The organism is Roseateles sp. (assembly GCF_039595295.1).
Classification (GTDB): Bacteria; Pseudomonadota; Gammaproteobacteria; order Burkholderiales; family Burkholderiaceae_C; genus Roseateles.
The window spans coordinates 57,089-83,066 of sequence record NZ_JBCNLU010000009.1; the positions used below are offsets into that span (position 1 = coordinate 57,089).

Below are 25,978 nucleotides of genomic sequence, written 5' to 3' on the forward strand. Positions count from 1 at the left end.
GGCGAGCCATCGCCCAACCAGAACGAATCAGCAGGGAGCCCCATGAAACAAGTGATCTGCGTGAAGTGGGGCAGCGCCTACGGCGCCGACTACGTCAACCGCCTGTACGGGATGCTGCGCCGGCACGTGACCGGCGAGTTCCGTCTGGTCTGCCTGACCGACCACGCCACCGGCATCCGCCCCGAGGTCGACGCCTACGCCCTGCCCGAGCTGGGCTGCGAATGGCCCAAGCGCTCCATCGGCAAGTGGCGCAAGCTGGTGCTGTGGAGCGAGGATCTAGGCACGACCACCGGTCTGTCCGGCCCGGTGCTGTTCATCGACCTGGACTCGGTGATCGTCGACAACATCGACGGTTACTTCACCCACGGCCATCCAGACGATGTGGTGCTGGCGCGCAACTGGGCCAAGCCGCTGCAGAAGCTGGGGCAGACCTCGGTGTTCCGCTTCCCGGTCGGCAAGTACCCGCACATCATCCGCAACTTCCGCGCGGACCCGCAGGCCGTCGCCGACCAGCACCATTTCGAGCAGCACTTCGTGACCGCCTCGGTGCCGGGCGGGATCAAGTTCTGGCCACACCTGTGGACGCGCCATTTCCGGCTGCACTGCCTGCCGCCATTCCCGCTGCGCTACTTCATGCCGGCGCGTCTGCCGCGGGGCGCACGCATCGTGACCTTCCCCGGCGGTCCGAACCCCAGCGACGTGCTGGTGGGCCGCTGGACCCAGCAGGATCCGGCGCACGAGTCGCCGTGGCAGCACATCAAGGCGACCTTCGCCTCGGGCGTCACCCACCGCTGGCGCCACCTGCGCCGCTACGTGCGTCCGACGCCGTGGCTGGCCCAGCACTGGGTGGAGTGAACGCCAGGTCCTGGATCACCTCCAGCGCGGTCTTCACCTTGAAGGGCTTGAGCATGATGCGGCGCGCGCCCAGCTCCTTGTAGAGCTGCGCCGTCGACAGGTCGCAGGCCTCCGCGGTCAGCGCCACCGGCGTCGAGGGCGGGCAGCGCAGCGCGCCCGCGCGCACGCTCTGCAGCAGGGCCAACGCGTCCAGCCCCTGGCCGATGTCCAGCAGCAGGGCGTCCATGGGCTGATGCTCGAGCAGCCGCTGCGCGGCTTCGTGGCTGCTGCACTCGTGCACGTCAGCGATCTGCATCTGGCGCGCCACCAGCGCGACGGTGCGCCGGAACAGCGAGTGCGGATCGACCAGCAGCAGCTGACGTTGGGCGTTGGGCATCAGGTCGACGCCTCCACCAGGGACCGCCCCAACAGTTCCGCGACCGCGAGATCGCGCAAGCTCATCAGGATGGCCAGGTCGGTGTCGTCCAAGCTGCGCCGGCGCCGGTCGATCAGGCACAGCGTGCCGATGCGCACCCCGGGCGAGAGCTCCAGCGGCGCACCCGCATAGAAACGGATGTTGGGCGGACCCAGCACCATGGGGTTGTCGGCGAAACGCGGATCCTGGGTCGCGTCGCTCACCACCATGACCTCGGTCGCGTGGATCGCGTGGCCGCAGAAGGACACATCCCGGCTGGTCTCGCACACCGCCAGGCCGAAGCGGGCCTTGAACCACTGGCGGTTGGTGTCGATCAGGCTGATCAGCGCGATGGGGACGCCGAACTCCTCGGCGGCGAACTGGACGATGCGATCGAAGCGTTCCTCGGGCGGCGTGTCCAGGATGAGCAGCTCTCGCAGCGCCTGGAGCCGATCGGCTTCGTTGTCGGGAATCGGGGCGGTCATCATGGGACGCGGATCCTCCTTGCATCGCGGCGGGGCTGTGGCGCCCCTTTGCTGCCGGCGAGGGCCCCAGCCTATCGGAGAAGCCATCGCCCCGCCACCGCCGCGTCCATCGAGCAGGCGATGACGGGGCGACGAACGTTCCCGAGGCCGGCCGGCCCCTGGCTTATGAGCGGCCCGCACGTGGATGCGCCGAATGCGTATTGGCGCGGCATCGCCGGCCCCCGCAGACTGCGCAGCACGGAGGCGCCCATGTCGCCTCCGCCGGGGGCGGATGACCTGCCACCGGAAAGGCATGGTGAAAGCCCAGGTCGTGACCGCGGGCCGCCCTCGGGGTCTTGGGGGAGGCGCTTCCGGTGGTTCGCGCTCACGGTCCTGGTGCCTTTCAGTTCGCCACGAGGCTCGTCCTCGCATCGACCGGCCGCCCCTGCGGCCACCCGGAGCGGCGCTCGGCGCTGTCTCCGCCCGGCTCCGCGCCGGCCACGTCCGTGGTCCGGCGCCCTCGTGCGCCTGCTTATTTCATATTCGAGATAAGCAAATGCTCAAACAATCGTTCCTGGAATAAGGACAGTTTGGCAAGCTTCGCGGCCCGATCACACGATTCCAAGAGTCCGCTTGCCATGACCCACGCCAACGCCTCGAAGTCCCGCCCGTCGCTGTCCGCCCTGACCGCGGTCAGCCGCCGCCATGCGCTGATGCTGGCCGCCGCGACGGCGCTGATGGGCGCCTCTTCGCTGGCTCAGGCGCAGCAGGCACAGGCCCCGACCACGCTGCTGAACGTCTCGTACGACGTGGCGCGCGAGCTCTACAAGCAGGTCAACCCCGCCTTCATCGCCGCCTACAAGGCCAAGACCGGCCAGACCGTCACGGTGAACCAGTCGCACGGCGGCTCGTCCAAGCAGATCGGCTCGGTCATCGGCGGCCTGGAAGCCGACGTGGTCACCATGAACCAGGCCACGGACGTCGACACCTTGGCCGAGAAGGGCCTGACCAGCGCCGACTGGCGCAACAAGTTCCCCAACGCCGCCGCGCCCTACAGCTCGACCATGCTGTTCCTGGTCCGCAAGGGCAACCCCAAGGGCATCAAGGACTGGGGCGACCTGGCCCGCCAGGGCGTGTCGGTGATCATCCCCAACCCCAAGGTCACGGGCAACGGTCGCTACGGCTATCTGGCCGCCTGGGGCAGCGTCGTCGCCAAGGGCGGCACCGAGGCGCAAGCCAAGGACTTCGTCTCCAAGGTGCTGGCCAACGTGCCGGTACTCGACGGCGGCGGCCGCGGCGCCACCACCACCTTCACCCAGCGCGGCATCGGCGACGTGCTGCTGACCTTCGAATCCGAAGCCGAACTCATCGAGAACGAATTCGGCAAGGGCAACTTCGAGGTCGTCTATCCCAGCATCTCGATCGAGGCCGACGCCCCGGTCGCGGTGGTGGACAAGGTCGCCCAGAAGCGTGGCTCGGCCGCGCTGGCCAAGGCCTACCTGGACTTCCTGTGGACGCCCGAGGGCCAGGAAATCATTGCCCAGAACAACTTCCGTCCGCGCGATCCGGCCATCTTCAAGAAGCATGAGAAGCGCTTCGCGCCGATCAAGCTGTTCACCGTTGAGCAGACGCTGGGCGGCTGGGCCAAGGTCGGCAAGACGCACTTCGCCGACGGCGGCACCTACGACCAGATCATGGCCGCGCGCCGCTGACCTCCCGCAAGACCTGGCCCCGAGCGCCCGCCCCTGCGTCGCCTCGATCCCGATCCCGCTTGATCCGCTGATCCGATGAACACCGCCGTGCTCCCCGCGTCGCAGGCCGTCCCCGCGACGCCCCGCAAGCGCCGCCGCGTCCTGCCCGGCTTCGCGCCGACGCTGGGCTTCACGCTCTTCTACCTGTCGCTGCTGGTGCTGATCCCGCTGTGCGCGGTGTTCCTGAAGTCCGCCGGCCACGGCGCCGAGGCCTTCTGGAACGCGGCCACGTCGCCGCGAGTGCTGGCGTCCTACCGGCTGAGCTTCGGCGCCTCGCTGCTGGCGGCGGGCATCAACGTCGTCTTCGGCTTCCTCCTGGCCTGGTCGCTGGTGCGCTACGACTTCTTCGGCAAGAAGCTGGTGGACGCGCTGATCGATCTGCCCTTCGCGCTGCCGACCGCCGTCGCGGGCATCGCGCTGACCGCGCTGTACGCACCCAACGGCTGGATGGGCCAGTGGCTGGAGCCGCTGGGCGTCAAGGTGGCCTTCACGCCGCTGGGCGTGCTGATCGCGCTGATCTTCATCGGGCTGCCCTTCGTCGTGCGCACGGTGCAGCCGGTGCTCGAGGACCTGGACACGGAGCTCGAGGAAGCCGCCGCCTCGCTGGGCGCGCATCGCTGGCAGGCCTTCCGCCTGGTGGTGCTGCCGATGCTCACGCCGGCGCTGCTGACCGGCTTCGCGATGGCCTTCGCACGCGCGGTGGGCGAGTACGGCTCGGTGATCTTCATCGCCGGCAACATGCCCATGGTCAGCGAGATCACGCCGCTGATGATCATCACCAAGCTCGAGCAGTACGACTACGTCGGCGCCACCGCGATCGCCGTGGTGATGCTCGTGTTCAGCTTCCTGCTGCTGCTGGGCATCAACGGACTGCAGGCCTGGAGCCTGCGTCGCAACGGACTGGACGGGAAGCGCTGACATGGCCGGATCCGCCGCAACCCTGGGCCGCGCCACCGCCGCCGGCCACTTCCAGAGCAACCCCGCCACGCGCGAAAAGCGCTGGGTCCGCTGGACCCTGCTGACGCTGGGCCTGGGCTTCTTCGCGCTCTTCCTGCTGCTGCCGCTGGCCGCCGTCTTCACCGAGGCGCTGCGCAAGGGCTGGGACACCTACCTGGCCTCCCTGATCGAGCCCGACGCCGTCTCCGCCATCAAGCTGACGCTGCTGGCGGCGGCCATCTCGGTGCCGCTGAACGTGATCTTCGGCGTCTGCGCCGCCTGGGCCATCACCAAGCACGACTTCCGCGGCAAGCAGCTCCTGATCACGCTGATCGACCTGCCGTTCTCGGTGTCGCCGGTCGTCGCGGGCCTGATCTACGTGCTGATCTTCGGCGCGCAGGGCTGGTTCGGTCCCTGGCTGGCGGACCACGACATCAAGGTCATCTTCGCCGTGCCCGGCATCGTGCTGGCGACGGTGTTCGTGACCTTCCCCTTCGTCGCGCGCGAGCTGATCCCGCTGATGCAAGCGCAAGGCCGCGACGAGGAAGAGGCGGCCACGGTGCTGGGCGCCAGCGGCTTCAAGACCTTCTGGCATGTCACGCTGCCCAACATCAAGTGGGGTCTGCTCTACGGGGTGATCCTGTGCAACGCGCGCGCCTTCGGCGAGTTCGGCGCGGTGTCGGTGGTCTCGGGCCACATCCGCGGCCAGACCAACACGCTGCCGCTGCAGGTCGAGATCCTCTACAACGAATATCAATTCGCCGCGGCCTTCGCCGTCGCGTCGCTGCTGGCCTTGCTGGCGCTGGTCACGCTCGGACTCAAGCAGTTCGTCGAGTGGCAAGCCTCCCGCAACGTCGTGAAGGAAGAAGCATGAGCATCCAGGTCCGCAACATCCACAAGTCCTTCGGCAGCTTCACCGCGCTGGGCGACGTCAGCCTGGACTTCCCCACCGGCGAGCTGACCGCGCTGCTGGGCCCCTCGGGCTGCGGCAAAACCACGCTGCTGCGCATCATCGCGGGACTGGAGACGGCCGATCGGGGCCAGGTCTTGCTCGATGGGGCCGACGCCTCCGACACCCATGTGCGCGAGCGCGAGGTCGGTTTCGTGTTCCAGCATTACGCGCTGTTCCGTCACATGACGGTCTTCGACAACGTCGCCTTCGGCCTGCGCGTGAAGCCGCGCAAGCAGCGGCCCTCCGAGTCGGAGATCAAGCGCAAGGTGCATGAGCTGCTGCAACTGGTGCAGCTGGACTGGCTGGCGGACCGCTATCCGCCGCAGCTGTCCGGCGGTCAGCGTCAGCGTATCGCGCTGGCCCGCGCGCTGGCGGTCGAGCCGCGCGTGCTGTTGCTGGACGAGCCCTTCGGCGCGCTGGACGCCAAGGTCCGCAAGGAGCTGCGTCGCTGGCTGCGCCGGCTGCATGACGAGCTGCACATCACCAGCATCTTCGTCACGCACGACCAGGAAGAGGCGCTGGAAGTCGCGGATCGCGTCGTCCTCATGGACCATGGCCGCGTGGAGCAGGTCGGCTCGCCGACCGAGGTCTATCAGCGCCCGGCAACGCCTTTCGTCTACGGCTTCCTCGGCGCGGTCAACCGCTTCGAGGGCCGCGTGGACAGCGGCATCGTCCGCGTCGGCGACCAGACCTTGGCGCAAGGCGCCGGCGCCGCGATCGAGGGCGCGCAGCAAGGTCTGGTGCAGGCCTACGCGCGTCCGCATGAGCTGGTGATCATCCCGACGCAGGACGCGCCGGGTCTGCCCGCCACCGTCGAGCGCGTGCTGGCCTTCGGCGCCGCCGCGCGCGTCGAGCTGCGCGGCGCGCAGGGCGAGCATCTGGAAGCCGAGCTCAGCCGCGAGCAGGCCGAGGCGCTGCAGCTGGTCTCGGGTCAGCAGGTGCGGCTGCAGGCGTCGCGCCTGAGCCTGTTCGGCATCGACCAGGCCGCCTGATCCTCCGACCGGCCATCCGACAAGCAAGCCGCAGAGCGGGCCGTCTCGACCATGAATCTCCAGCAGTTGCGCATCGTCCGGGAGGCGGTGCAGCAGAACTTCAACCTGACCGAGGTGGCGGCCGCGCTGTTCACCTCGCAGTCCGGCGTCAGCAAGCACATCAAGGACCTGGAGGACGAGCTCGGCGTCGAGCTCTTCCAGCGGCGCGGCAAGCGGCTGCTCGGGCTGACCGAGCCGGGCAAGGAGCTGGCGGTCGTCGTCGACCGCATGCTGCAGGACGTGCGCAACATCAAGCGCCTGGCGCAGCAGTTCAGCAGCGCCGATCAGGGCCAGCTGACGATCGCGACCACGCACACGCAGGCGCGCTACGCGCTGCCGCAGGTGGTGGCGCGCTTCAAGCAGGCCTATCCGCGGGTGCACCTGGTGCTGCATCAGGGCAGTCCGTCGGAGATCGTTTCGCTGCTGCAATCGGGCGAGGCCGACATCGGCATCGCCACGGAGGCGCTGGGCAAGGACGACGCCTTCGTCACCTTCCCGTTCTACGAGTGGCGTCACGCGGTCGTCGTGCCGGAAGGGCATCCGCTGACCACGCGCCCGCTCACGCTGGAGACCCTGGCCGAGCAGCCGCTGATCACTTATCACGAGGGCTACACCGGACGCGCCCGCATCGATGCGAGCTTCGCGGCGGCGGGCCTGGCGCCGGACCTGGTGATGTCGGCGCTGGACGCGGACGTGATCAAGACCTACGTGCAGGTGGGACTGGGCGTCGGCGTGATCGCCGCGATGGCCTTCGAGCCGACGCGCGACTCCGGCCTGCAGCTGCTGGACGCGAGCCACCTGTTCCCCGCCAACACCACGCGCATCGCGCTCAAGCGCGGTCACTACCTGCGCGGCTTCGCCTATCGCTTCGTTCAGGAGTGCGTGGCCGAGCTGACCGAGGACGTGGTGCGCGAGGCGATGGAGCCGAACGCGGCTTGAGCTTGAGCCGAGCGCTGTCCGCGCTCGGTGCTCATCGCCCGGTGCTCAGCGCGTGCTGACGTTCAACGGCTTGGCGTAGAACGCGTCCACGCGCGCGCCGTAGCGCGCCTTGGCCTCGACGCTGAGGTGGCTGAGGAACTCGTCGCGCAGGAACTGCCGGCCCGCCGCGGAGCCGAGGACCCGCTCCAGATGCTCGATGGCGCGGCGTCCCCAGGCCGTCTTCGGACAGGCGATGCCGGACACGACCGGATCGCTGTAGCCCGCGATGGGCACGCTGACCAGATCCGCCGTGGAGACCCGTCCCGGCGCCGCCGCGCTGGTCGTGCTGCCGGCTTGCGCGCTGGACAGGGCGCGCTGTTCCTGCTGGCTGGCCAGCACGAAGTCGTACTCGATCGTGTAGTCGGCGCGGCCGATCGCGATCATGGACAGCATGTTCCCGCCGAAGTCCGGCGTCGTGTATTCATCGACCACGCCGGACGGCCGCTTGGCCAGCATCGCGTCGAGCGAGCGGCCGTAGCTGCGGCCGGCGACGACGGCGCCGCGCAGCTGCTTCTCCGTCCAGACGCGCTCCAGCTCCACCTCGCCGGCGGCATTGCGCGCGAGCTTGGGCAGCACCGCGCGGCGCGCGATCAGCTGATGAGGCGGCACCAGGTGCGTGTCGATGAAGTAGGCGACGGCCTCGCGCTCAGGGGTGCGCAGCACGCCGAGATGGCAGGCACGATCGCCCGCCTCGATCATTCGCCACGAGCGCTTGACGTTGGCGATCAGCACCTCGTGCCGCGCCTGGGTGCCCCAGTTGGCGATCAGGTAGTCCGCCACCGGCTGGCCCAGGCCGCGCCGCGCGGGCGCCGACGCGGCGGTCGCCGCCGTCCCGTTGGATCCCGGCGCGGACAGCGCCGCGTCGACCTCGGGCATCAACCAGGTGAAGCGTTCCGCCGAGGGCTGGGCGGCAGCCGGCATCGCGCACATCGCAAGCGCGACGGGCAGCAGCAACGAGGGGAGGACGAAAGACTTCTTCATGGCCACAAGCTGCGCAGCATAGAGCTTCCAAGCTCTTGCACCGATCGCGAAATTGCTTATCGGTTTTTGTTGGAGGACAGCACAGGCGCGGATTCGAATAATCAATCCGCATAAGCAAGCCGCTTTCCCGACGTTTCCCTCACGTTCGTCGCCGGAAGCCGGCCGATGGCTCCGGCCGTCATTCCTCAGAGCCTGCCCCCGCGCTGTCCTCACAGCGCCCACGACGATGAACTTCCAACAGCTCCGTTCCGTCCGCGAGGCCCAGCGCCGCGGTTTCAACCTGACCGAGGTGGCGCAGGCCCTGCACACCTCGCAGCCCGGCGTCAGCCGCCAGATCCGTGAGCTCGAGGACGAGCTGGGCATCGACATCTTCGTCCGCGCGGGCAAACGGCTGACGGGCCTGACCGAGCCCGGCCGCAACGTGATGCCCATCGTCGAGCGCCTGCTGCGCGAGGCCGAGAACCTGCGCCGCGCCGGCGAGGACTTCGCCCGCGCCGACAGCGGCCACCTGCGCATCGCCGCCACCCACAGCCAGGCGCGCTACGCGCTGCCGCCGGCGGTGCGGGACTTCCGCGACTCGCATCCCGAGGTCAGCCTGCAGTTCACGCAGGGCTCGCCGCAGCAGATCGCGCGCCTGCTCATCGACGGCGAGGCCGACGTGGGCATCGCCACCGAGGCGCTCGCGCTGCATCCGCAGCTGCTGACGCTGCCCTGCTATCGCTGGACCCACACGGTGCTGGTGCCGCCGGGACATCCGCTGGAGCAGGAGGCCGCCGACGGCAAGCCGCTGACGCTGGAGCGGCTGGCGCAGTTCCCCGTCATCACCTACGAGACCGGCTACACCGGCCGCTCGCACATCGACGACGCCTTCGCCAGCGCGGGGCTGGATCTGAACGTGGTGCTGGTGGCGATGGACGCCGACGTGATCAAGACCTACGTCGAGCTGGGCCTGGGCGTGGGCATCGTCGCGGCGATCGCCTACGACGAGGAGCGCGACCGCCATCTGCGCGCGATCGATGCGCGCCATCTCTTCGCCGACAACCTGACGCGGCTGGCGGTGCGGCGCGACGCGTATCTGCGCGATTACGTCTATGCCTTCATCGAGACCTTCGCGCCGCCGCTGACGCGGGAGCTGGTCGAGCAGGCGCGCGTGGCGCCGGGCGGAGCGGATTGAAGCGCGGCGAGCGGCGCGGTGCGAGCTGTGCGGGTAGCGCGAAAGGGCCGTGCCGAAAGTTTTTCCGCATGAGCACATCCACCGCGCACGACTTTGCAAAGCTGAAACGCTTGGTTGGGTGAGAGGAGTCTGCTTTCTAGAGTGACGGGCTGTTCAGTCCCACGAGGAAAGACTCTTGAAGCCCAACGTCAAGCAAGCGGCCCGCCTTACCGGCTCGGCCGCCACGCTGGTGGCCGCCCTGGCCGCCGCGTTCCCCGCATCGATCGCCTTCGCGCAGGACGCGCCGCCGCCCACGGGCGAAGCCGCGAAGCCCGCGCAGAAGGACGCCGCCAAGGAGGCCGGCAAGGACGTCGCCAAGGATGCGCCGCTGCCGTCGGTGGTGGTGACGGGCTCGCGCATCTCGCGCGTGAGCAGCGAAGGTCCCAGCCCGGTCACCGTCATCAAGGCCGAGGACATCGATCGCCTGGGCTACAAGAACGTCTCCGACGCGCTGTCCAGCCTGACCGAGAACACCGGCTTCACCCAGGGCGAGGACTTCGGCAACACCTTCACGCCGGCGGCCAACGCCATCAGCCTGCGCGGCCTGGGGCCCAACCACACGCTGGTGCTGGTCAACGGCCGCCGCGTGGCCGACTACCCGACCGCCTACGAGGGCTCGGTCAACTTCGTCAACATCGCCAACATCCCGTCGGCGCTGATCGATCGCATCGAGGTGCTGAGCGGCGGCGCCTCGTCCATCTACGGCTCGGACGCGATCGCCGGCGTGGTCAACATCGTGCTCAAGAAGCATGTGGACGAGATCAGCATCAACCTGCGTGCCGGCGGCACGCAGCACGGCGGCGGCGAGAACGCCCGGGCGCAGATCACCGGCGGCTTCGATGCCGGCGCGATCCAGGGCGTGTGGGGCGTGGAGCTCAGCGGACGCGAGCCGATCTGGAGCCGCCAGCGCGACTTCATGGCCGACACCACGCTGCAGGGCGGGGCTCCGACCGTCGTCATCGGCCGCCGCAACGCGACGACCGGCCGCTATCTCACACCCACCGACGGCTGCGCCGCGGGGGGCACGCTCTTCGAGGGCTCGACCTCCGCCTACACCGGCAGAACGGGCACCTACTGCGGCAGCGGTCGCGCCTCGCCGACCTACTGGACCACGCAGACCGGCAACCGCAGCGCGCAGGCCGCCGGCCAGCTGACCTGGCAGCTGCATCCGGGGCTGGAGCTCTTCGCCGAAGGCCAGTTCGGCTGGGCGCGCACCCAGAACAACACCCGCGGTCCGAGCTGGACCTCGGAGGTCACCGGCAACAGCTACTTCCGCAATCAGACGACCGGCTTGCTCGAGACCTGGACGCGGCGCTTCGCGCCCGAGGAGCTGGGCGGCGCCGAGCGCTTCAATCGCAAGTGGCAGGACTCGACCCACAACATCGCCGTCGGCGCGCGCGGCGATCTGCGCGGCAGCTGGAGCTATGAGGTCGCCTTCAACAGCGCCTACTACCTGAACCGCACGACCACGCCGCGCCTGCTGTCGGGCATCGACCAGCTGTTGCTGGGTCCGAAGCTGGGCACCGAGGCCGACGGCACGGTGATCTACGCGGCCGATCCGGCGCGGCTGTTCCGCCCGCTGACGCCGCAGGAGATCGACAGCGTCACCGGCCGCAGCTGGACCCGCAACGCGAGCTGGAGCCAGCAGCTGAGCGCCAGCGCCAACGGCGAGCTCTTCGATCTGCCGGGCGGTCCGGTGAAGGCCGCGGTCGTGGCCGAGGCGGGGACGCAAGGCTTCCGCAACGAGGTCGATCCGCGGCTCGGAACGCCGGTGTTCTACAACACCAGCGCCTCGGCGCCGGTGCGCGGCACGCGTGATCGGCTGGCGCTCGGGGGCGAGCTCAACGCCCCCCTCACCAAGCAGATCACCGCGACCCTGGCCGCACGCCATGACCGCTACGACTTCGCCGGCCGCAACGACGGCAGCACGACCTACAACGCGGGTCTGGAGTTCCGGCCCCTGAGCTCGCTGCTGCTGCGCGCGCAGCACGCGACCAGCTTCCGCGCGCCGGACATGAATTACATCTTCGCGCAGCAGACCAAAGGCTATTACTCGTCGTCGACGGACTACTACCGCTGCGTCTCCACGGGCCAGCCGCTGTCCAACTGCGAGTACGCCGGCGTCTCGCCGGGCTTCAACTACGTGCGCACGGGCTCCGCGGATCTGAAGTCGGAACGCGGCCGCTCCTGGGGTCTGGGCGCGGTGTGGCAGCCGGCGCAGTCCTTCGACCTGTCGGTGGACCTGTGGAAGATCGCGATCCGTGACCTGGTCACCGACCTGAGCGCCGACGGCGTGCTGCGCACCGAGGCGGACTGCCGCATCGGCGCCAAGGATGTGAATTCGCCGACCTGCCAGGACGCGATCGCCCGCGTGCGTCGCAATCCGCCCAATGCGCTGGTGCGGCCGGGCGAGGTGGCGGAGATCCGCGTCAATCCGATCAACGCGGCGAGCGAGTCCACCTGGGGCATCGACATCGGCACGCGCTACAGCTGGTCCGCCGAGGGCTGGGGCCGCTGGACCGCGAACGCGAAGTACACCAAGGTCAAGAGCTTCCGCTACAAGCAGTTCGCCGGCGACACGGACAACAACGTGGTCGGCACCCGCGACTTCGGCGACTGGCCGAGCAGGCTCAACGCCAGCCTGAACTGGAGGATCGGCGACTGGTCCCACACCATCGCGACGCAGCGCAACGGCCGCATTCCCGGCGAGGAGCCCGGCGCCTGGGTCGGCCCGTACTGGAACGTGAACGCGAGCACGTCCTGGCAGCTGGCCAAGCGCACGCGGGTGAGCGTGATCGTCAACAACGTCTTCGACAAGGTGCGCCGCGACCCCAGCGCGACCTGGCCGTATTACCCGGTCGGCTACTACTTGCCGCACGGCCGACAAGGCTGGATCGAGCTGGAACACAGCTTCGGGGGGTGAGGCTGCAAAGCAAAGCAGATCTTCTTGGTTCACTTCGAAGGTGCGCTTGCCTACATTGGGCGCTCCCTCAACCGAACGAGAAGATCCCTGTGAACGCTCTCCGCCGCACCGTCTCGCTGCTCGCCACCGCCGCCCTGCTCGGTGGCGCGATGATGCCCCTGGCCCATGCGCAGGGCTCGGTCACGCTGCTCAACGTCTCCTACGACCCGACGCGGGAGCTGTACCAGGACTTCAACACCGCCTTCGCCAAGTACTGGAAGGCCAAGACCGGCGAGACCGTCACGGTGAAGAACTCGCACGGCGGCTCGGGCAAGCAGGCGCGCTCGGTGATCGACGGGCTGGATGCCGACGTCGTCACGCTGGCGCTGGCCTACGACATCGACGCGCTGTACGACCACGGCAAGCTGGTCCCGTCGGACTGGCAGAAGCGCCTGCCCAACAACGCGTCGCCCTACACCTCGACCATCGTGTTCCTGGTGCGCAAGGGCAACCCGAAGCACATCAACGACTGGCCGGATCTGGCGCGCAGCGGCATCGACGTGATCACGCCCAACCCGAAGACCTCGGGCGGCGCGCGCTGGAACTATCTGGCGGCCTGGGCCTATTCGCTCAAGCAGCCGGGCGGCAACGCGGACTCCGCGAAGGCCTTCGTCAAGCGCATCTATGCCAACACCAAGGTGCTGGACTCCGGCGCCCGCGGCGCGACCACGACCTTCGTCGAGCGCGGCATCGGCGACGTACTGATCGCGTGGGAGAACGAGGCCTATCTGGCGGTGAAGGAGCTGGGGCCGGACAAGTTCCAGATCGTGACCCCGAGCCTGTCCATCCTGGCCGAGCCGCCGGTGTCGGTGGTCGACAAGACCGTGGACAAGAAGGGCACGCGCAAGGTCGCCCAGGCTTATCTCGAGTACCTGTACTCGCCGGAAGGCCAGGAGATCGCCGCGAAGAACTACTACCGTCCGCGTGACGCGAAGGTCGCGGCGAAGTACGCCAAGCAGTTCGCGCCGGTGAAGCTGGTGACCATCGACGAGGTCTTCGGCGGCTGGCGCAACGCGCAGAAGACGCACTTCGACGATGGCGGCGTCTTCGACCAGATCAGCGCCGCGCGCTGATCCCTGCTGATCTCTCCGATTTCCTGTTTGTCTCCTCGGTCGATCTCGGACGCCGCCTGCGCGGCGTCAAAGGCAACCTGACCGTTCGCTCCCGCGAGCAGCCCTGCCAGGCCAGTCCTGGCGGGGCTTTTTTTCGTCCGGAGGTGGGCGGGCGTCGCAGGGCTTCAGCCGCAGCACCGGGCGCCAGCACGGCCCGCCGTGCCGCACGCGGCCGCAGAGCCGACGCTGCTCAGCGGCGCGGACACCACCGGCGGCGGCACGCCGTTATCCACAGCCGGGGCCGAAACGGGCCTGTGGACAGAGTTGTCCACAGCGGCTTTCGCGGCGGCCTCCTTGCGCTCGCTGTAGCGATCGACGAGGTAAGGCCCGAGGTCGCGCGTGAGCAACGTGAACTTGAAGAGCTCCTCCATCACGTCGACGACGCGGTCGTAATAGGACGAGGGCTTCATACGGCCCGCTTCGGTGAATTCGTCGTAGGCCTTGGCGACGGAGGACTGATTCGGGATGGTCAGCATCCGCATCCATCGCCCGAGCACGCGCATCTGGTTGACCGCGTTGAAGCTCTGCGATCCGCCGCTGACCTGCATCACCGCGAGCGTCTTGCCCTGCGTCGGACGGATCGCGCCGGAGCTCAGCGGGATCCAGTCGATCTGCGCCTTCATCACGCCGGTCATCGCGCCGTGGCGCTCCGGCGAGCACCAGACCATGCCCTCGGACCAAGCGGCCAGATCGCGCAGTTCGCGGACCTTGGGATGCGTGTCGGCGGCGTCGTCGGGCAGCGGCAGACCGGAGGGGTCGTAGAGGCGGACCTCGCCGCCCATCGCCTCCAGCAGCCGCGCGGCTTCCTGCGTCAGCAGTCGGCTGTAGGACCGCGCGCGCAGCGAGCCGTAGAGCAGCAGGAAGCGCGGCCGGTGCGTCGCGGGATCGCGCGGCGTGAGCCGGTCCGGCGTCGGCACGTCGAAGTGCTCGGCAGCGAGCGCGGGGAAGGTGGTGGTCGGGTCAGACATGGCGGACTCCCTTTTCGTACCAGGATTGCGTGCGGTTCACGAGGGCGACGACCGCCAGCATCACCGGCACCTCCACGAGCACGCCCACGACGGTGGCCAACGCGGCGCCGGAGCGCAGGCCGAAGAGGCCGATGGCCGTCGCCACGGCGAGCTCGAAGAAGTTGCTCGCGCCGATCAGCGCGGACGGACCGGCCACGGCATGCCGCACGCCCAGAGCGCGGTTCAGCAGATAGGCGAGCGTCGAGTTGAAAGCGACCTGCAGCAAGATGGGAACGGCAAGCAGCGCGATGACCAGCGGCTGCGCGAGCACGCGCTCGCCCTGGAAAGCGAACAGCAGCACCAGCGTCAGCAGCAGCGCCGCGATGGAGAACGGCCCCAGACGATCGACCACCGCCTGCAACTGGTCGGCGCCGCGCTTGAGCAACCAATGCCGCCACATCTGCGAGAGCAGCACCGGGATCACGATGTAGAGCAGCACCGAGATCGCCAGCGTGCCCCAGGGCACCACAATCGAGGACAGCCCCAGCAGCAGCGCGACGATGGGCGCGAAGGCGACGAGCATGATCGCGTCGTTGAGCGCCACCTGGGACAGGGTGAAGTAGGGATCGCCGCGGCAAAGCCGGCTCCAGACGAAGACCATCGCGGTGCACGGCGCGGCAGCCAGCAGGATGAGGCCGGCGATGTAGCCGTCGATCTGGTCCGCCGGCAGCCACGGCGCGAAGACGTGGCGCACGAAGACCCACCCCAGCAGCGCCATCGAGAAGGGCTTCACCGCCCAGTTGATGAAGAGCGTGACGCCGATGCCGCGCGCCTGGGATTTCACTTGGCCGAGCGCCGCGAAGTCGATCTTCAGCAGCATCGGGACGATCATGATCCAGATCAGCAGTCCGACCGGCAGGTTGACCTGCGCGATCTCCCAGCCGCCGACCGTTGACGCGACGCCAGGCAGCAGCTGTCCGATCGCAATGCCGACGGCGATGCACAGCGCCACCCACAGGCTGAGGTAGCGCTCGAAGAAGCCGATGGCGGGGGCGCACGCGGCGCCGTCGGTATCCCGGTTCGATTCGCTCGACGGATCGCGGGAAGGAAGGGCGCTCATCTCAGGACCTCTCGATCTCGAGCAAGGCCTGGCGCAGCTCGGCGTCGCTCATCGCATCGAGCGGCAGTTGCGCGAGCTGCAGCATCCGGTAGCCGATGGCCTGGCGGGTGAGCTCGAATGCACGGGGGCGCTCGTCCTCGGGCGCGTTCGACGGATCCGGATAGCCCCAATGCACCTTCACTGGACCGCCTGGCCAGTACGGACACTGCTCGGCCGCGGCGCTGTCGCAGACGGTAATGACGACGCGCATCTGGGGCGCGTCGGCGCCGGAGAAGACATCCCAGCTTTTGCTGCTCAGGCCCGAGACATCGACGCCGGCTTGTCGCAACACGTCGAGCGCATGGGGATGGATACGGCCACTCGGCGCGCTGCCGGCGCTGAAGGCGCGAACATCCTTGCCGAGCCGCCCGGCCCAGTGATTCAGCATCGCTTCCGCCAGCGCGCTGCGGGCAGAGTTGTGGGTGCACAGGATGAGGATGTTCGTGGGCATGGGCATGGGCATCAGCAGCAGGTCTTCGCGGTCGCGCCATCGACGGCGCAGGACTCGCCTTGGCAGCAGTTCTCGGTCAGATAGCCGAGCAGCGCATTCATCCGGTCGTAGGCGGCGCGGTAGATGAGGTTGCGGCTGGCGCGCTCCTGCGTGACCAGACCGGAGGCGACCAGCTCCTTCAGGTGGAAGGACAAGGTCGCGGCGGGAACACCGAGTCCCTCCTGGATCGCGCCAGGCGTGAGGCCCGATTCGCCGACCACGACCAGCGCGCGAAAAACCTGCAGCCGCAGCGGCTGCGCCAGCGCCCCGAGGGCTTTGACGACTTCGTTCTCTTCCATCATTCCATTTTTATGGAAATCTCAGCGCTGGGCAAGTCGTGGGGACTTTGCGTTCCGTACGCCGTATCGTCTATCGAGGGCGCTCGGGCAGTGACCAACTACCGCTAAACGCCGCTGTGAATAAATTCAAACGTCTCGCCGGGCAACGCCGGCCCCTTATGCTGCCCCCGTGATCCGCCGCCGTCCGACCCGCGCTCGCCGCGTCCACTCCTCGCGTTTTGTCCTGGCGACCCTGGCCTTCAGCCTGGTCGCCGCGATGCCCTGCGCGCACGCGCAGAGCCCGGCCGAACCCGCGGTCACCAAGATCACCTGGCTGGCCTCCGACCACGCGCCGGCGATGAGCGGTGTCGACGCCAGCGGCGTGACCAGCCGGGTAGTCGCGTATCTGGGCAAGCAATGGCCGCAGGTTCAGCATGAGATCGTCTTCGCCAACGCCAAGCGCAGCTGGCAGATGATCGAAAGCGGCGACGAGGTCTGCCGCGCCAACATGGTCCGCACGCCCGAGCGCGAGAAGGTCGCCTACTTCATCAACACGCAGCTCACGCCGCCGCCGCAGCTCGTGGTGCGGCGCGACAAGCTCGCCAAGCTGCCCCGCAATGCCGCCGGCGAAGTGCCGCTCCCGCGTCTGTTCGCCGACACCAGCCTGCGCGGCGCGCTGATCGATGGCCGCAGCTACGGCCCGGCACTGGACGAGCGCATCGCCGCGCGACCCGCCAACAACGCCGTCGCGCTGTACTCGCCCAAGGACTTCGGCGCCCGCATCCTGCAGATGATCAGCCTGGGCCGCGCCGATTACTCGATCGACCAGGACATGGCGCTGGTGATGGCGGGCAATCCCAAGGACCTCGTCACCGTCCCCATCCAGGGCGCGAGCGATCTGGTGATGGCCGGCATCGCCTGCCCGCGCACGCCGTGGGGACTCGCCGCAATCCGCGGCATCGACCGCGCCTATGGCCGGCCCGAAGGCGCCGCCAGCCTGCGCGAAGGCCTGATGCGCTGGCTCACGCCGGAGACCAAGGCCCACTACGCCGCCCGCTTCGACGCCTTCTATCGCGAACGCGCCAAGCCCTCCCGCATCGATCCCTGAGACGCCCATCCAGCGTCAACCTCGGCATCGGCATCGGCGCCGAAGTCCGTTTCAGCGCCGCTTCAATCCTGCCGCTCGACGCGGTTGCGACCGCCGTCCTTGGCGCGGTACAGCGCCTGGTCGGCCCGACCGAGCAGCTCCTCCACGCGCAGATCCTCGACCCGCAGCGCGGTGACGCCGAAGCTCGCCGTCAGCGCCACCGGCGGCGATCCCGCCTGCAGCTCCAGCCCGCTCGCCTCGATGTGCTGACGCAGCCGCTCCACCAGGTGGGCCGCATCCTCTAGCGAGGTCTGCGGCAGCAGCAGCGCGAATTCCTCGCCGCCCAGCCGGCCGAGCAGATCCTGTTTGCGCACGATCTGCGCGCACAGCTGCACCAGCCGGCACAGCGCCGCGTCGCCGCGCGCATGGCCCAGCGTGTCGTTGATGCGCTTGAAGTGGTCGACGTCCATCATCACCAGCGACAGCGGCAAGCCGTAGCGTCGGCTGCGCGCCAGCTCCCCCTCGGCGTGCTCCAGGAAGCAGCGCCGATTGGCCGCGCCGGTGAGCGCATCGGTCGTCGCCAGACGCTGCAACTCCAGCTCCAGCCGCTTGCGCTCGGTGAAGTCGACCAGCGTGCTCAGCACTGAGGCCGCGCCGTCGTAGACCACCGGCACCATGGACAGCAGCATCCACAGCTCGCTGCCGTCGGCGGCCAGCAGGCAGACTTCCTCGCCCTGCAGCCGGCCTTCGTCGCGGAACTTCTGCTGCATGCGGTCGCGGTCCGCCGGATCGCGATAGAAGCTGATCGCCGGCTTGCCGACCAGGTCGTCCAGCGGTCGACCGACGATCTCCGCCGATGGGCCGTTGGCATAAACGATCAGCGCATCGCGCTCGCGCGTCACGACCATCGGAATCGGCGCGTTGCCCAGCACGGCGCGCAACCGCTCCTCGCTGTCGGCGAGCTCGCGGGTGCGCTGCGTGACGCGACGCTCCAGGCTGGCGTTGAGCTCCTGCAGCTCCGCCACCAGGCGCGCGTTGTCCACAGCGTTGACCACGTTGGCGCAGAGCAGCTCCAGGAAGCTGACGCGCGCCTCGGTGAACACGCCCGCGGCGGCGGCGTTTTCCAGATACAGCGCGCCCACCGTCTGCCCCTGCTTGAGCAGCGGCAGCGCCAGCACCGAGCGCGGCGGCGCGGTGTGGCGCTGGAAGTAGTCCTCCATGGTCGCGAGGCCGCGCGCATCGACGATCAACTCGCGTCGGCCATCGCGCAGCACGCGTGTCATCAGCGCGAGCGGCAGCTGCGCGCCGGCGCGTTCCAGCGGCAACTGCTCCAGCAGATGCAGCTTCGGCTGATCGCCCAGCGTCGCCTCGGCCTGCAGCACCCAGCGCGACGCGCCCGCCGGTCCGCTGGCCAGCACGATCGCGGCGCGCTGCGCGCCGGCGTTCTCGGCCACCACCTCCAGCAGACGGCGCAAGAGCCGCGGCAGATCCGGCTGGCTGCTGATCGCCTGCACCGCCTTGGTCAGGCTGCTCAGGTCGGCCACGTCCGCACGCGCGCCGTCTCCGCCCGAACCAGCTTCGTGGCCGTCCGCGAGCGCGCCCAGCGCGGAATCATCGAAGGCACTCGCCGCCAGCGAGGGCAGCGCCGGCACACCCGCGCCGCCGAGCGCGATCACGCCCCAGCGCTTCCACGCCTGCTGCGCATGCAGCCGCGCATGCGCGGCGCGGACCGGCTCGCGGTCCTGCCACCACTCGGCCTGCGCGCGCCACACGGCGGCGGTGTCCAGCGCGGTGCCGTGCGGGCCCTCGGCCGCCTCAAGCGCGCGCTCCAGCAGCCGCTCCACTTCCTCGTCCGCCTCGCCTGCGAGCATCGCCTGCTGCGCCCGCAGCAGCGCCACACGCTCCTGCAGATGGCCCGGACCCGCGTCCTGCCAGCGCTGCAGGCGCTGCAGGGCGTCGTCCTCGAGCGCCACATCGCGCGTGCCGCCGGACAGCGCCAGACGCTGCGACGCCCAGGCCGCGATGAACAGGAACAGCGACTGCGCATGCATGCCGCGTCCCGCAGCGAAAAGTCCGCGTGCCGCGAGCGCCTCGCGCAGCGCCGGCTCCGGCCGATCGGCCACGAAATGCAGCAGCGCCTGCCAGCCGTGCAGGAACATCAGACCAGTCTGATCCTGGCGCTCGGCATAAGTGCGGGTGAAGGTCTCGGTCCCCTTGAAGCTCTGCTCCGGCAGCTGCGGTCGTTGCAGCGACTTCACCAGCGCGAGCAGCGCGTCCTCGTAATCGGCGGCGACCGGTTGGCGCATCGCGCGCAGCCGCTGCGCATGTGTCTGGAGCTGCTCCTGCAAGGCCGTCAGCGGCGTGCCGGCCAGGAAGGCGTGCACATCGTGGACGTAGAGCCCCAGCCCCGCATGCCGGAGGTTGCCGAACTCCAGCCCGTTGCGATGCGTGCGCATCAGGCCGTCCATGCTCACGCGCAGACCGTCGCCCCAGTGGCTCAGGAAGGCGTGATACGAGAAGCCCGCATGCGCCAGCACCTGCATCCAGCCATGGCGCTCGACCAGCGCCATCGACATGCGGCCGATGTCGTGGGCGAAGCGGTAATCGCCGAGGAACTCCGCGCACATCAGGCCGAGCACCGAGTAAGCCGACAGCGCCTGCGGCACATGGCCGTGATCGACCATCAGCCGGACCTGGAACAGCGTCAGCAAGGGCAGCAGCGCCGGTCGCACGATGTAGGCGGCGGCCGTCATCTTCGCGGCGATGGACATCAGCAACAGCCGGGCCTCGTCGCGCATCGGCTCTCGCGCGGCCAGCGTGTCCAGGCCGATCGCGGCGACCTCCTGCTGGAGCTCGCCGAGCAGCCGCGCCACATCCGCCATCGCATTCGGGCCGGTGAGCTGCGGCAGCTGCGCGTTCAGCAGCAGGAGGAGCTCGAGCCCCAGATCCACCGTGTCGGCGAGGCGACCCTGTGCATAAAACGCCTCCATGCGGACCTCGAGCAGACGGGCCCGCTCGGCGTTGTCCACAGCGTCGGCGAGCGCGGACTCCAGCAGCGCGTCCATGCGCGCGGGACGTCCGGCAAGGTAGGCCATGCGCGCCGCGTGGTGCAGCCAGGCACCGCGCCGCTCTGAACGAGGGCCCAGTTCCAGCGCCAGCTCGGCGTAATCGGCGGCCGGCTCGAAGGCGGCGGCGTCCATCGCCAGGCGCGAGGCCTCGGCGTTGAAGTCGGCCAGCGCGATGCGCTCGGCGTCATCCCTGCCTTCGCGCAGCAGCATGCGTGCGGCGTTCAGGTGATGCAGCACCGCGTAGGGCAGCGGTGTCGCCGGATGCGCGGCCAGATGGCCGTCGCGCAGCAGCCGGCCGATGCGCAGTTGCAGCGCGGGCCGCTGGTCGGCGGCGATGCGCTGCAAGGCCGCCTCCTGCACACGGTCGTGCGCGAAAGCGTAGCGGACTGCCTCGCTCGCCTGGCCTTGCAGCTGCGGTGCGTAGCGATAAAGCGCGCTCGCCGGCACCAGCAGCTGCGCTTGCAGCGCGGGCAGCAGGTCGGTGGCGAGCTGGTCGGCCGGCGCATCCAGCGCCATCGCCAGGCTGTCCAGTCCGAAGCCCGCGCCCAACAGCGCCGCGACGCTCAGCGCCTGGCGCGTCGCATCGGGCAGACGCTCGAGCTGCTGCAGCATCAGCGCGACGACGTTGTCCGCCGTGCGCGTCGCCGCGATGCGCTCCAGCGCGTGATCCCAGCGCTGCGCGGCGGCGTCGTAATGGATCAGGCCGCGGCGGACCAGGTCCTCCAGCAAGCGGCGCAGGAAGAAGGGGTTGCCCGCTGTGCGCGTCTGGCAAAGCCGCGCGAGCTCATCGAGCCCTGCATCCTCCGCCTCCGCATCCCGATGCAGGCTGTCGGCGAGCAGCCGGCGCGTGTCGTCCAGCCCCAGCGGACCGACGCGCAGCGCGCTGAAGCGATCGCCCAGTTGATGGCGCAGCTCCACCAGCTCCTGCGCGATCGGGTGGCCGGGCGGCACTTCGTTGTCGCGATAGGCGATGACGAACAGCGTCTGACGCAGCGTCGCGTCGCTCAGGCATTCACGCAGCAGCCGGCGCGAAGCGCGATCGGCCCATTGCCAGTCGTCGAGGAACAGCGTCTGCGGCTCGCCCTCGCGCGCCAACGCGGCGAAGCTCTGGCTGACGCTGCGCAGGAATCGGTTCTCGGCCTCGGCCGGCCCCACCGCCACCAGCGGCGCGATGTCGCCCAGCAGCGGCGCCAGTTCCGGCAAGGCCTGCGCGAGCAGCCCCGCGTTGGCGCCCAGCCGCTCATGCAGGCGCTCGCGCCAGACGAGTTGTTGTCCGTCCGGCAGGGTCAGCACCTGCGCGGCACGCTGCGCCAGCAGATGCAGCAGCGGACCGTAGGGGCGATCCTGTCCGTACTGGTTGAACTTGGCGGCGGCGAAATGTCCGCGCTGCGCGAGCAGGCTGCGCTGCGCCGCCAGCACCAGCGCGGTCTTGCCGATGCCGGAGAAGCCCGCGACGGCGACCAGGCCCGCGCCGGTGGGGAAGCCTTGCGCGGCGTCGTCGAAGGCTTGCGCGATTTGCGCCTGGGCGATCTCGCGGCCATAGAGACGGCCGCTCGGTTGGAAGCGCACTGCCGCATCGCCGCGGCCGGGCTCGAAGCCCGGCAGGCCGCGGCCTTGCTCCAGCGCGGCCAGGCAGATCTGCAGATCCTGGCGCAGCGCCTGGTGGCTTTGGTAGCGAGCCTCGGGCTCCTTGTGCAGGCAGTGCGCGACGACCTGCGCCAGCGGCGCGAAAACCTCATGGTTGCGCGCCGTCGCCATCGGCGCGACCAGCGCCAGGTGCGCATGCACCGCGCGGGCCGGATCGTCGATGCTGAAGGGAGGCGCGCCGGTCAGCGCTTCCAGCAGCGTCGCGCCCAGGCTGTAGAAATCCGCGCGGTAGTCGACATCGCGGCTCATGCGACCGGTGAGCTCCGGCGCCAGCGTGGCGAGCGAGGCCTCGATCAGCTCGGCCCGCTGCACCAGCGGACGCTCGCGCTCGATCTCCGCGGCCAGGCCCAGATCCGCGATCAGGACACGGCCGGCGTCGCGGCCGGCGCCCGGCAGCAGCAAGATCTTGCCGGGTCCCAGGTTCCTGTGGATAAGTCCGTGGCCGTGCAGGTGCTGCAAGCCCGCGATCAAGTCCAACGCGATGCGCAGCAGCTCTTCGTTGTCCAGCGTGCCGCGGGTGATGCGATGGCGCAGCGTCTCGCCGCCGAAGTCCGGCAGCACCAGCGCGGGCCGGCGTTCATGTTCGATGAGGGCTTGGGGGCAGAGGATCAGCGCCGGATCCAGCCGGCGCGCCAGCTCGAACTCCCGGCGCAGGCGCGCCACGGCGGCGGGATCGGCGCGGGCGTCGCGCAGGCGCTTGAGCAAGGCGGTGCCGCCTTGTCCGTCGACGACGCGGACGACTTCGCTGCGCCGCCCCTGGTGGAGCGTGCGCTCCGCTTGCCAGGCTCCGGCGGCCGCCGCCTCCCACACTCGTCTGTCCGTCATCCCATCCGCTCTTTGTTGATCGGTGAATGTAACGGCTGGGAATGGCCGCTTTGCGTCAAAGCGCCGTGAAGCACCGGCTCAAACCGGCCAGGAAGCGGGAGAAAGTGACAGTCCACCGGCCACCGTGGCGTTGGCGGCACACGCCGACCGGTCGGTCGATCGTGTCACCTTGGCGTCAGCGGGCGGGAAGGGCGATCAGATCGAGGCGATCAGGTCGAGGCGGTCTTGGCGCGATCCCCGGCGCGGTCGGCGCGGATGCGCAACAGCAGCGCGGCCGCGGAGGTCAGCACGGCCAGGCCGCAGACCCCGCGCCAGCCCAGCGCCTGCAGCGACACCGAGCCCAGCCAGGCGCCGGTCGCCATGCCGATGAACATCGCGCCGATCAGCACCGCGTTGAGCCGGCTGCGCGCCGGCGGCTCCAGGCCGTAGACGATGCTCTGATGCGCGACCAGGCAGGACTGCACGCCCAGGTCGAAGAGCACAGTGCCGGCGATCAAGATCCACAGGTTGCTCGGCAACAGGCCCATGGCCAGGAAGGACAGCAGCACCAGGGTCGCGCCCAGTCGGATCACCGAGCGTGCGCCGCGCTTGTCGGCGACGCGTCCGGCGAGCGGTGCCGCGAGCGCACCCGCGGCTCCCGCCAGACCGAAGGCGCCGGCGGCGGCGCTGCCCAGGTTCAGCGTCTGGTGCAGCATCACCGCCAGCGTCGACCAGAACGCGCTGAAGCCGACGGCCAGCAGCGCTTGCGTGGCGGCCGCGGTACGCAGCGCCGGATAGCGGCGCGTCAGCGTGAGCATCGATCGAAGCAGCTCGCCATAGGGCATGGGACTGGCGGGCGGCATCTTGGGCAGACCGCGTTGCAGCATCAGGCCGAGACCGAGGATGCTCAGCGCCGCGATGCCGAAGACCCAGCGCCAACCGAACTGCTGCGCCAAAGTGCCGCTGACCACGCGCGACAGCAGGATGCCCAGCAGCAGCCCCGTCATGACCGTGCCCACGGTCTGCCCGCGCTGCGCGTCGGGCGCGAGCGTCGCGGCCGCGGGCAGCAGGTCTTGGGCGAGCGAGGCGGTGATGCCGATCAGCACGCTGGCCAGCCACAGCGCGACGAGGTTGGGCGACACGGCCGCGACGATCAGCGCCAGCAGCAGGGCGGCGCTCTTGTAGGCGATGAGGCGGCGGCGCTCGATGCGATCGCCCAGCGGCGCGAGCAGCAGGATCGCCGCCGCGTAGCCGAGTTGCGTGAGCGTCGGGATCAAGCCGATCTGCGAGGCGCTGGCGCCGAACTCGGTCGACAGCAGACCCAGCATGGGCTGCGCGTAGTAGAGCGGCGCGACCGACAGGCCGGCGCCGACAGCCAGCAGCAGCACCAGCGCGCGCGACATCGGCGCGACCTGCGCTGTGGGGGAGGGCGCAGTGGGGGTGGTCGATGCGGAGGCGGACGCGGCAGGCGCGGCGGACGGAGGCGAACTCATGCGAAGACCAAGCAAAGGCGCGATTGTCCCCGGGTGAAGGGCGCTCGGGGGCGCGCTGCGGTGATGGCCTCGCGTGGTGAAGGACTTCCCGCTGGCGAACCTCAATGACCAGAACCTGCATGAAATCAACCAACTCCAGTCATTGATGGCCGACACCGGGCGTCCCACAGTCGCAGCCTTTCACTTTTTTTGGATCTGCTGCGATGAAGCGCCTTTCCCCTTCCCAGGTCTCTTTCAGCCGAGGCCGCATGGCCCTGATCGCGCTGCTCGGCGTCGCCCTGCTGAGCGCCTGTTCGTCGGGCCGTTGGCTGCGCGACGGCGCGTCGCCGACCGACACCGAGCGCGATCTCTTCGATTGCGAGCGCGAGGCCGCGCGGATGTATCCGCCCGCGCTGGTCACCGAGCAGCGCTACGGCGGGCGGTCGTCCGAGAACACCAAGTGCACGAAGAAGGGAGACGTCCTCGACTGCAAGACGACCTCCACGCCGGCCTACTCGTCCACCTCGGATGCCAATGAGAACCGGCGATCGCGCGCGCAGGATTCCTGCATGCGCAGCCGCGGCTACTGGTGGCAAGAGGACCGCTGAACCCGCGGCCTCGGAGCGTTTGCCTGCAGCGGCGGCCGGGGTTCCCGAGCCGCCGCTCTCACGTCAGGTACCGTACTTGATCGAGCAGCCGTAGGGCCGCGTGCTGGCCTGGCTGACCTTCTTTCCCGCCGCGAGCTCGCCCAGCGCGGTCTTCACATACGGATCGGCCTTGGCGATGTCGTCGACCTTGGCGGTGGCGATGCTGTCGATGCCGCCCTTGTAGACCAGCACCCCCTGCGGATTCACGATGAACAGATGCGGCGAGGTCTGCGCGCCGTAGGCCTTGCCGATCTGGCCGCTCGGATCGAGCAGCGTGGCGGTCGGCGCGGCACCGCGCTCCAGATTCAGCTTGATCGCGGTGGGGCCGTCGACGAAGCCCTGCTGACCCGGCGCCGACGAAATCACCTGCAACCAGACCACGCCCTGCGCGGTCGCGTCCTTCTGCAGGGCGGGGATGTTGCCGCTGCCGTAATGCTTGCGGACGTAGGGGCAATCGTGATTGGTCCACTCCAGCACGACGGTCTTGCCCTTGAGGCTGTCCAGCGTGAGCGTCTTGCCATCGGCCGTCTTGGCGCTGAAGGCGGGCGCGGGCTGATCGAGTTGGGCTTGTGCCCGCGCGATCCCGGCGCTCATCGTCGCGGCCAGCGCCACGCCGGCGATCACGGTGCGTCGCGTGATCGAGGACGAGCGTCCCTCCGCGGCGATGGAAACAAGCGAGGCAATAGTCGATGCGGTCTTCATGACGGTGGGCTCCAGTGAAGGCCCGGTGACGGGCCGGCGGGTTCCAGT

General features: G+C 69.3%; 21 protein-coding genes. 11 read left to right on the plus strand and 10 right to left on the minus strand.

Features of this window, described 5'->3' with window-relative positions:
• Nucleotides 1–42 precede the first annotated feature (42 nt).
• A complete protein-coding gene (locus ABDW59_RS09195; RefSeq protein ID WP_343629397.1) occupies nucleotides 43–855 on the plus strand; it encodes a glycosyl transferase in 813 nt (270 codons plus the stop codon).
• On the opposite strand, the gene ABDW59_RS09200 is transcribed toward ABDW59_RS09195, so the two are convergent.
• A complete protein-coding gene (locus tag ABDW59_RS09200; RefSeq protein ID WP_343629398.1) occupies nucleotides 782–1,231 on the minus strand; it encodes a response regulator in 450 nt (149 codons plus the stop codon). The genes ABDW59_RS09195 and ABDW59_RS09200 overlap by 74 nt on opposite strands.
• Nucleotides 1,231–1,737 (minus strand): GAF domain-containing protein, encoded by a 507-nt coding sequence (locus tag ABDW59_RS09205; protein ID WP_343629399.1) that lies wholly within the window; start codon nucleotides 1,735–1,737, stop codon nucleotides 1,231–1,233. Before ABDW59_RS09205 ends, ABDW59_RS09200 begins: the two co-directional genes overlap by 1 nt.
• A gap of 713 nt (nucleotides 1,738–2,450) precedes the next feature.
• Between ABDW59_RS09205 and ABDW59_RS09210 the strand changes: the two genes are divergently transcribed.
• The 5 genes from ABDW59_RS09210 (at nucleotide 2,451) to ABDW59_RS09230 (ending at nucleotide 7,322) form a co-directional block, all read left to right on the plus strand.
• Complete coding sequence (locus ABDW59_RS09210; RefSeq protein ID WP_343629511.1) at nucleotides 2,451–3,425, plus strand: sulfate ABC transporter substrate-binding protein; 975 nt, start codon at nucleotides 2,451–2,453, stop codon at nucleotides 3,423–3,425.
• A gap of 75 nt (nucleotides 3,426–3,500) precedes the next feature.
• Complete coding sequence (gene cysT / locus ABDW59_RS09215; protein WP_343629400.1) at nucleotides 3,501–4,382, plus strand: sulfate ABC transporter permease subunit CysT; 882 nt, start codon at nucleotides 3,501–3,503, stop codon at nucleotides 4,380–4,382.
• Between the two features lies 1 nt (nucleotide 4,383).
• Nucleotides 4,384–5,274: a sulfate ABC transporter permease subunit CysW gene (gene cysW, locus ABDW59_RS09220; RefSeq protein ID WP_343629401.1), complete on the plus strand. Its 891-nt coding sequence runs from the start codon at nucleotides 4,384–4,386 to the stop codon at nucleotides 5,272–5,274.
• Complete coding sequence (locus ABDW59_RS09225; protein WP_343629402.1) at nucleotides 5,271–6,344, plus strand: sulfate ABC transporter ATP-binding protein; 1,074 nt, start codon at nucleotides 5,271–5,273, stop codon at nucleotides 6,342–6,344. Before cysW ends, ABDW59_RS09225 begins: the two co-directional genes overlap by 4 nt.
• Nucleotides 6,345–6,395: 51 nt before the next feature.
• Nucleotides 6,396–7,322, plus strand: coding sequence for a CysB family HTH-type transcriptional regulator (locus ABDW59_RS09230; RefSeq protein WP_067066020.1), 927 nt, complete (start codon nucleotides 6,396–6,398; stop codon nucleotides 7,320–7,322).
• Between the two features lie 45 nt (nucleotides 7,323–7,367).
• Here ABDW59_RS09230 and ABDW59_RS09235 read toward each other — a convergent pair whose 3' ends face one another.
• Entirely contained in the window at nucleotides 7,368–8,342 is a 975-nt protein-coding gene (locus ABDW59_RS09235; RefSeq protein ID WP_343629403.1) for a hypothetical protein, read from the minus strand.
• Nucleotides 8,343–8,568: 226 nt separating this feature from the next.
• On the opposite strand from ABDW59_RS09235, the gene ABDW59_RS09240 reads away from it, so the two are divergent.
• The 3 genes from ABDW59_RS09240 (at nucleotide 8,569) to ABDW59_RS09250 (ending at nucleotide 13,590) form a co-directional block, all read left to right on the plus strand.
• A complete protein-coding gene (locus tag ABDW59_RS09240) occupies nucleotides 8,569–9,516 on the plus strand; it encodes a CysB family HTH-type transcriptional regulator (protein ID WP_343629404.1) in 948 nt (315 codons plus the stop codon).
• Nucleotides 9,517–9,691: 175 nt separating this feature from the next.
• The gene (locus tag ABDW59_RS09245) at nucleotides 9,692–12,478 is read left to right on the plus strand and encodes a TonB-dependent receptor (protein WP_343629405.1); all 2,787 of its coding nucleotides are present in this window, start codon (nucleotides 9,692–9,694) and stop codon (nucleotides 12,476–12,478) included.
• A gap of 149 nt (nucleotides 12,479–12,627) precedes the next feature.
• Nucleotides 12,628–13,590 carry a sulfate ABC transporter substrate-binding protein gene (locus ABDW59_RS09250; RefSeq protein WP_343629513.1) on the plus strand — a complete coding sequence of 321 codons (963 nt, stop codon included), beginning with the start codon at nucleotides 12,628–12,630 and terminating at the stop codon, nucleotides 13,588–13,590.
• Between the two features lie 164 nt (nucleotides 13,591–13,754).
• On the opposite strand, the gene arsH is transcribed toward ABDW59_RS09250, so the two are convergent.
• From arsH to ABDW59_RS09270, 4 genes are read right to left on the minus strand one after another with little or no spacing between them, the layout of a single operon-like run.
• Nucleotides 13,755–14,597, minus strand: a complete 843-nt coding sequence (arsH, locus tag ABDW59_RS09255) for an arsenical resistance protein ArsH (RefSeq protein WP_343629406.1) — start codon at nucleotides 14,595–14,597, stop codon at nucleotides 13,755–13,757.
• Nucleotides 14,590–15,696 carry an ACR3 family arsenite efflux transporter gene (gene arsB / locus ABDW59_RS09260; RefSeq protein WP_343629407.1) on the minus strand — a complete coding sequence of 369 codons (1,107 nt, stop codon included), beginning with the start codon at nucleotides 15,694–15,696 and terminating at the stop codon, nucleotides 14,590–14,592. The genes arsH and arsB overlap by 8 nt, the downstream gene beginning before the upstream one ends.
• Nucleotide 15,697: 1 nt before the next feature.
• Entirely contained in the window at nucleotides 15,698–16,186 is a 489-nt protein-coding gene (locus ABDW59_RS09265) for an arsenate reductase ArsC (RefSeq protein ID WP_343629408.1), read from the minus strand.
• An 11-nt stretch (nucleotides 16,187–16,197) separates the two neighbouring features.
• A complete protein-coding gene (locus ABDW59_RS09270) occupies nucleotides 16,198–16,524 on the minus strand; it encodes a metalloregulator ArsR/SmtB family transcription factor (RefSeq protein WP_343629409.1) in 327 nt (108 codons plus the stop codon).
• Nucleotides 16,525–16,693: 169 nt separating this feature from the next.
• Here ABDW59_RS09270 and ABDW59_RS09275 point away from each other — a divergent pair, with 169 nt between their 5' ends.
• A complete protein-coding gene (locus ABDW59_RS09275) occupies nucleotides 16,694–17,611 on the plus strand; it encodes a TIGR02285 family protein (protein ID WP_343629411.1) in 918 nt (305 codons plus the stop codon).
• A 62-nt stretch (nucleotides 17,612–17,673) separates the two neighbouring features.
• Here the strand turns inward: ABDW59_RS09275 and ABDW59_RS09280 are convergent, their stop codons facing one another.
• Together ABDW59_RS09280 and ABDW59_RS09285 are read right to left on the minus strand one after the other, a co-directional pair.
• Nucleotides 17,674–23,130 carry a diguanylate cyclase gene (locus ABDW59_RS09280; RefSeq protein ID WP_343629412.1) on the minus strand — a complete coding sequence of 1,819 codons (5,457 nt, stop codon included), beginning with the start codon at nucleotides 23,128–23,130 and terminating at the stop codon, nucleotides 17,674–17,676.
• 209 nt (nucleotides 23,131–23,339) lie between these two features.
• Complete coding sequence (locus ABDW59_RS09285; protein WP_343629515.1) at nucleotides 23,340–24,512, minus strand: MFS transporter; 1,173 nt, start codon at nucleotides 24,510–24,512, stop codon at nucleotides 23,340–23,342.
• A 293-nt stretch (nucleotides 24,513–24,805) separates the two neighbouring features.
• On the opposite strand from ABDW59_RS09285, the gene ABDW59_RS09290 reads away from it, so the two are divergent.
• The gene (locus tag ABDW59_RS09290) at nucleotides 24,806–25,189 is read left to right on the plus strand and encodes a hypothetical protein (RefSeq protein WP_343629413.1); all 384 of its coding nucleotides are present in this window, start codon (nucleotides 24,806–24,808) and stop codon (nucleotides 25,187–25,189) included.
• Between the two features lie 63 nt (nucleotides 25,190–25,252).
• Here the strand turns inward: ABDW59_RS09290 and ABDW59_RS09295 are convergent, their stop codons facing one another.
• A complete protein-coding gene (locus ABDW59_RS09295) occupies nucleotides 25,253–25,930 on the minus strand; it encodes a redoxin domain-containing protein (RefSeq protein ID WP_343629414.1) in 678 nt (225 codons plus the stop codon).
• Nucleotides 25,931–25,978 lie beyond the last annotated feature (48 nt).

Bases quoted from the DNA above. Each gene is read 5' to 3' on its own strand.
- ABDW59_RS09195 (WP_343629397.1), top strand. From the start codon at position 43: ATGAAACAAGTGATCTGCGTGAAGTGGGGCAGCGCCTACGGCGCCGAC.
- ABDW59_RS09200 (WP_343629398.1), bottom strand. From the start codon at position 1,231: ATGCCCAACGCCCAACGTCAGCTGCTGCTGGTCGATCCGCACTCGCTG.
- ABDW59_RS09205 (WP_343629399.1), bottom strand. From the start codon at position 1,737: ATGATGACCGCCCCGATTCCCGACAACGAAGCCGATCGGCTCCAGGCG.
- ABDW59_RS09210 (WP_343629511.1), top strand. From the start codon at position 2,451: ATGGGCGCCTCTTCGCTGGCTCAGGCGCAGCAGGCACAGGCCCCGACC.
- cysT (WP_343629400.1), top strand. From the start codon at position 3,501: ATGAACACCGCCGTGCTCCCCGCGTCGCAGGCCGTCCCCGCGACGCCC.
- cysW (WP_343629401.1), top strand. From the start codon at position 4,384: ATGGCCGGATCCGCCGCAACCCTGGGCCGCGCCACCGCCGCCGGCCAC.
- ABDW59_RS09225 (WP_343629402.1), top strand. From the start codon at position 5,271: ATGAGCATCCAGGTCCGCAACATCCACAAGTCCTTCGGCAGCTTCACC.
- ABDW59_RS09230 (WP_067066020.1), top strand. From the start codon at position 6,396: ATGAATCTCCAGCAGTTGCGCATCGTCCGGGAGGCGGTGCAGCAGAAC.
- ABDW59_RS09235 (WP_343629403.1), bottom strand. From the start codon at position 8,342: ATGAAGAAGTCTTTCGTCCTCCCCTCGTTGCTGCTGCCCGTCGCGCTT.
- ABDW59_RS09240 (WP_343629404.1), top strand. From the start codon at position 8,569: ATGAACTTCCAACAGCTCCGTTCCGTCCGCGAGGCCCAGCGCCGCGGT.
- ABDW59_RS09250 (WP_343629513.1), top strand. From the start codon at position 12,628: ATGATGCCCCTGGCCCATGCGCAGGGCTCGGTCACGCTGCTCAACGTC.
- arsH (WP_343629406.1), bottom strand. From the start codon at position 14,597: ATGTCTGACCCGACCACCACCTTCCCCGCGCTCGCTGCCGAGCACTTC.
- arsB (WP_343629407.1), bottom strand. From the start codon at position 15,696: ATGAGCGCCCTTCCTTCCCGCGATCCGTCGAGCGAATCGAACCGGGAT.
- ABDW59_RS09265 (WP_343629408.1), bottom strand. From the start codon at position 16,186: ATGCCCACGAACATCCTCATCCTGTGCACCCACAACTCTGCCCGCAGC.
- ABDW59_RS09270 (WP_343629409.1), bottom strand. From the start codon at position 16,524: ATGGAAGAGAACGAAGTCGTCAAAGCCCTCGGGGCGCTGGCGCAGCCG.
- ABDW59_RS09280 (WP_343629412.1), bottom strand. From the start codon at position 23,130: ATGACGGACAGACGAGTGTGGGAGGCGGCGGCCGCCGGAGCCTGGCAA.
- ABDW59_RS09285 (WP_343629515.1), bottom strand. From the start codon at position 24,512: ATGTCGCGCGCGCTGGTGCTGCTGCTGGCTGTCGGCGCCGGCCTGTCG.
- ABDW59_RS09290 (WP_343629413.1), top strand. From the start codon at position 24,806: ATGAAGCGCCTTTCCCCTTCCCAGGTCTCTTTCAGCCGAGGCCGCATG.
- ABDW59_RS09295 (WP_343629414.1), bottom strand. From the start codon at position 25,930: ATGAAGACCGCATCGACTATTGCCTCGCTTGTTTCCATCGCCGCGGAG.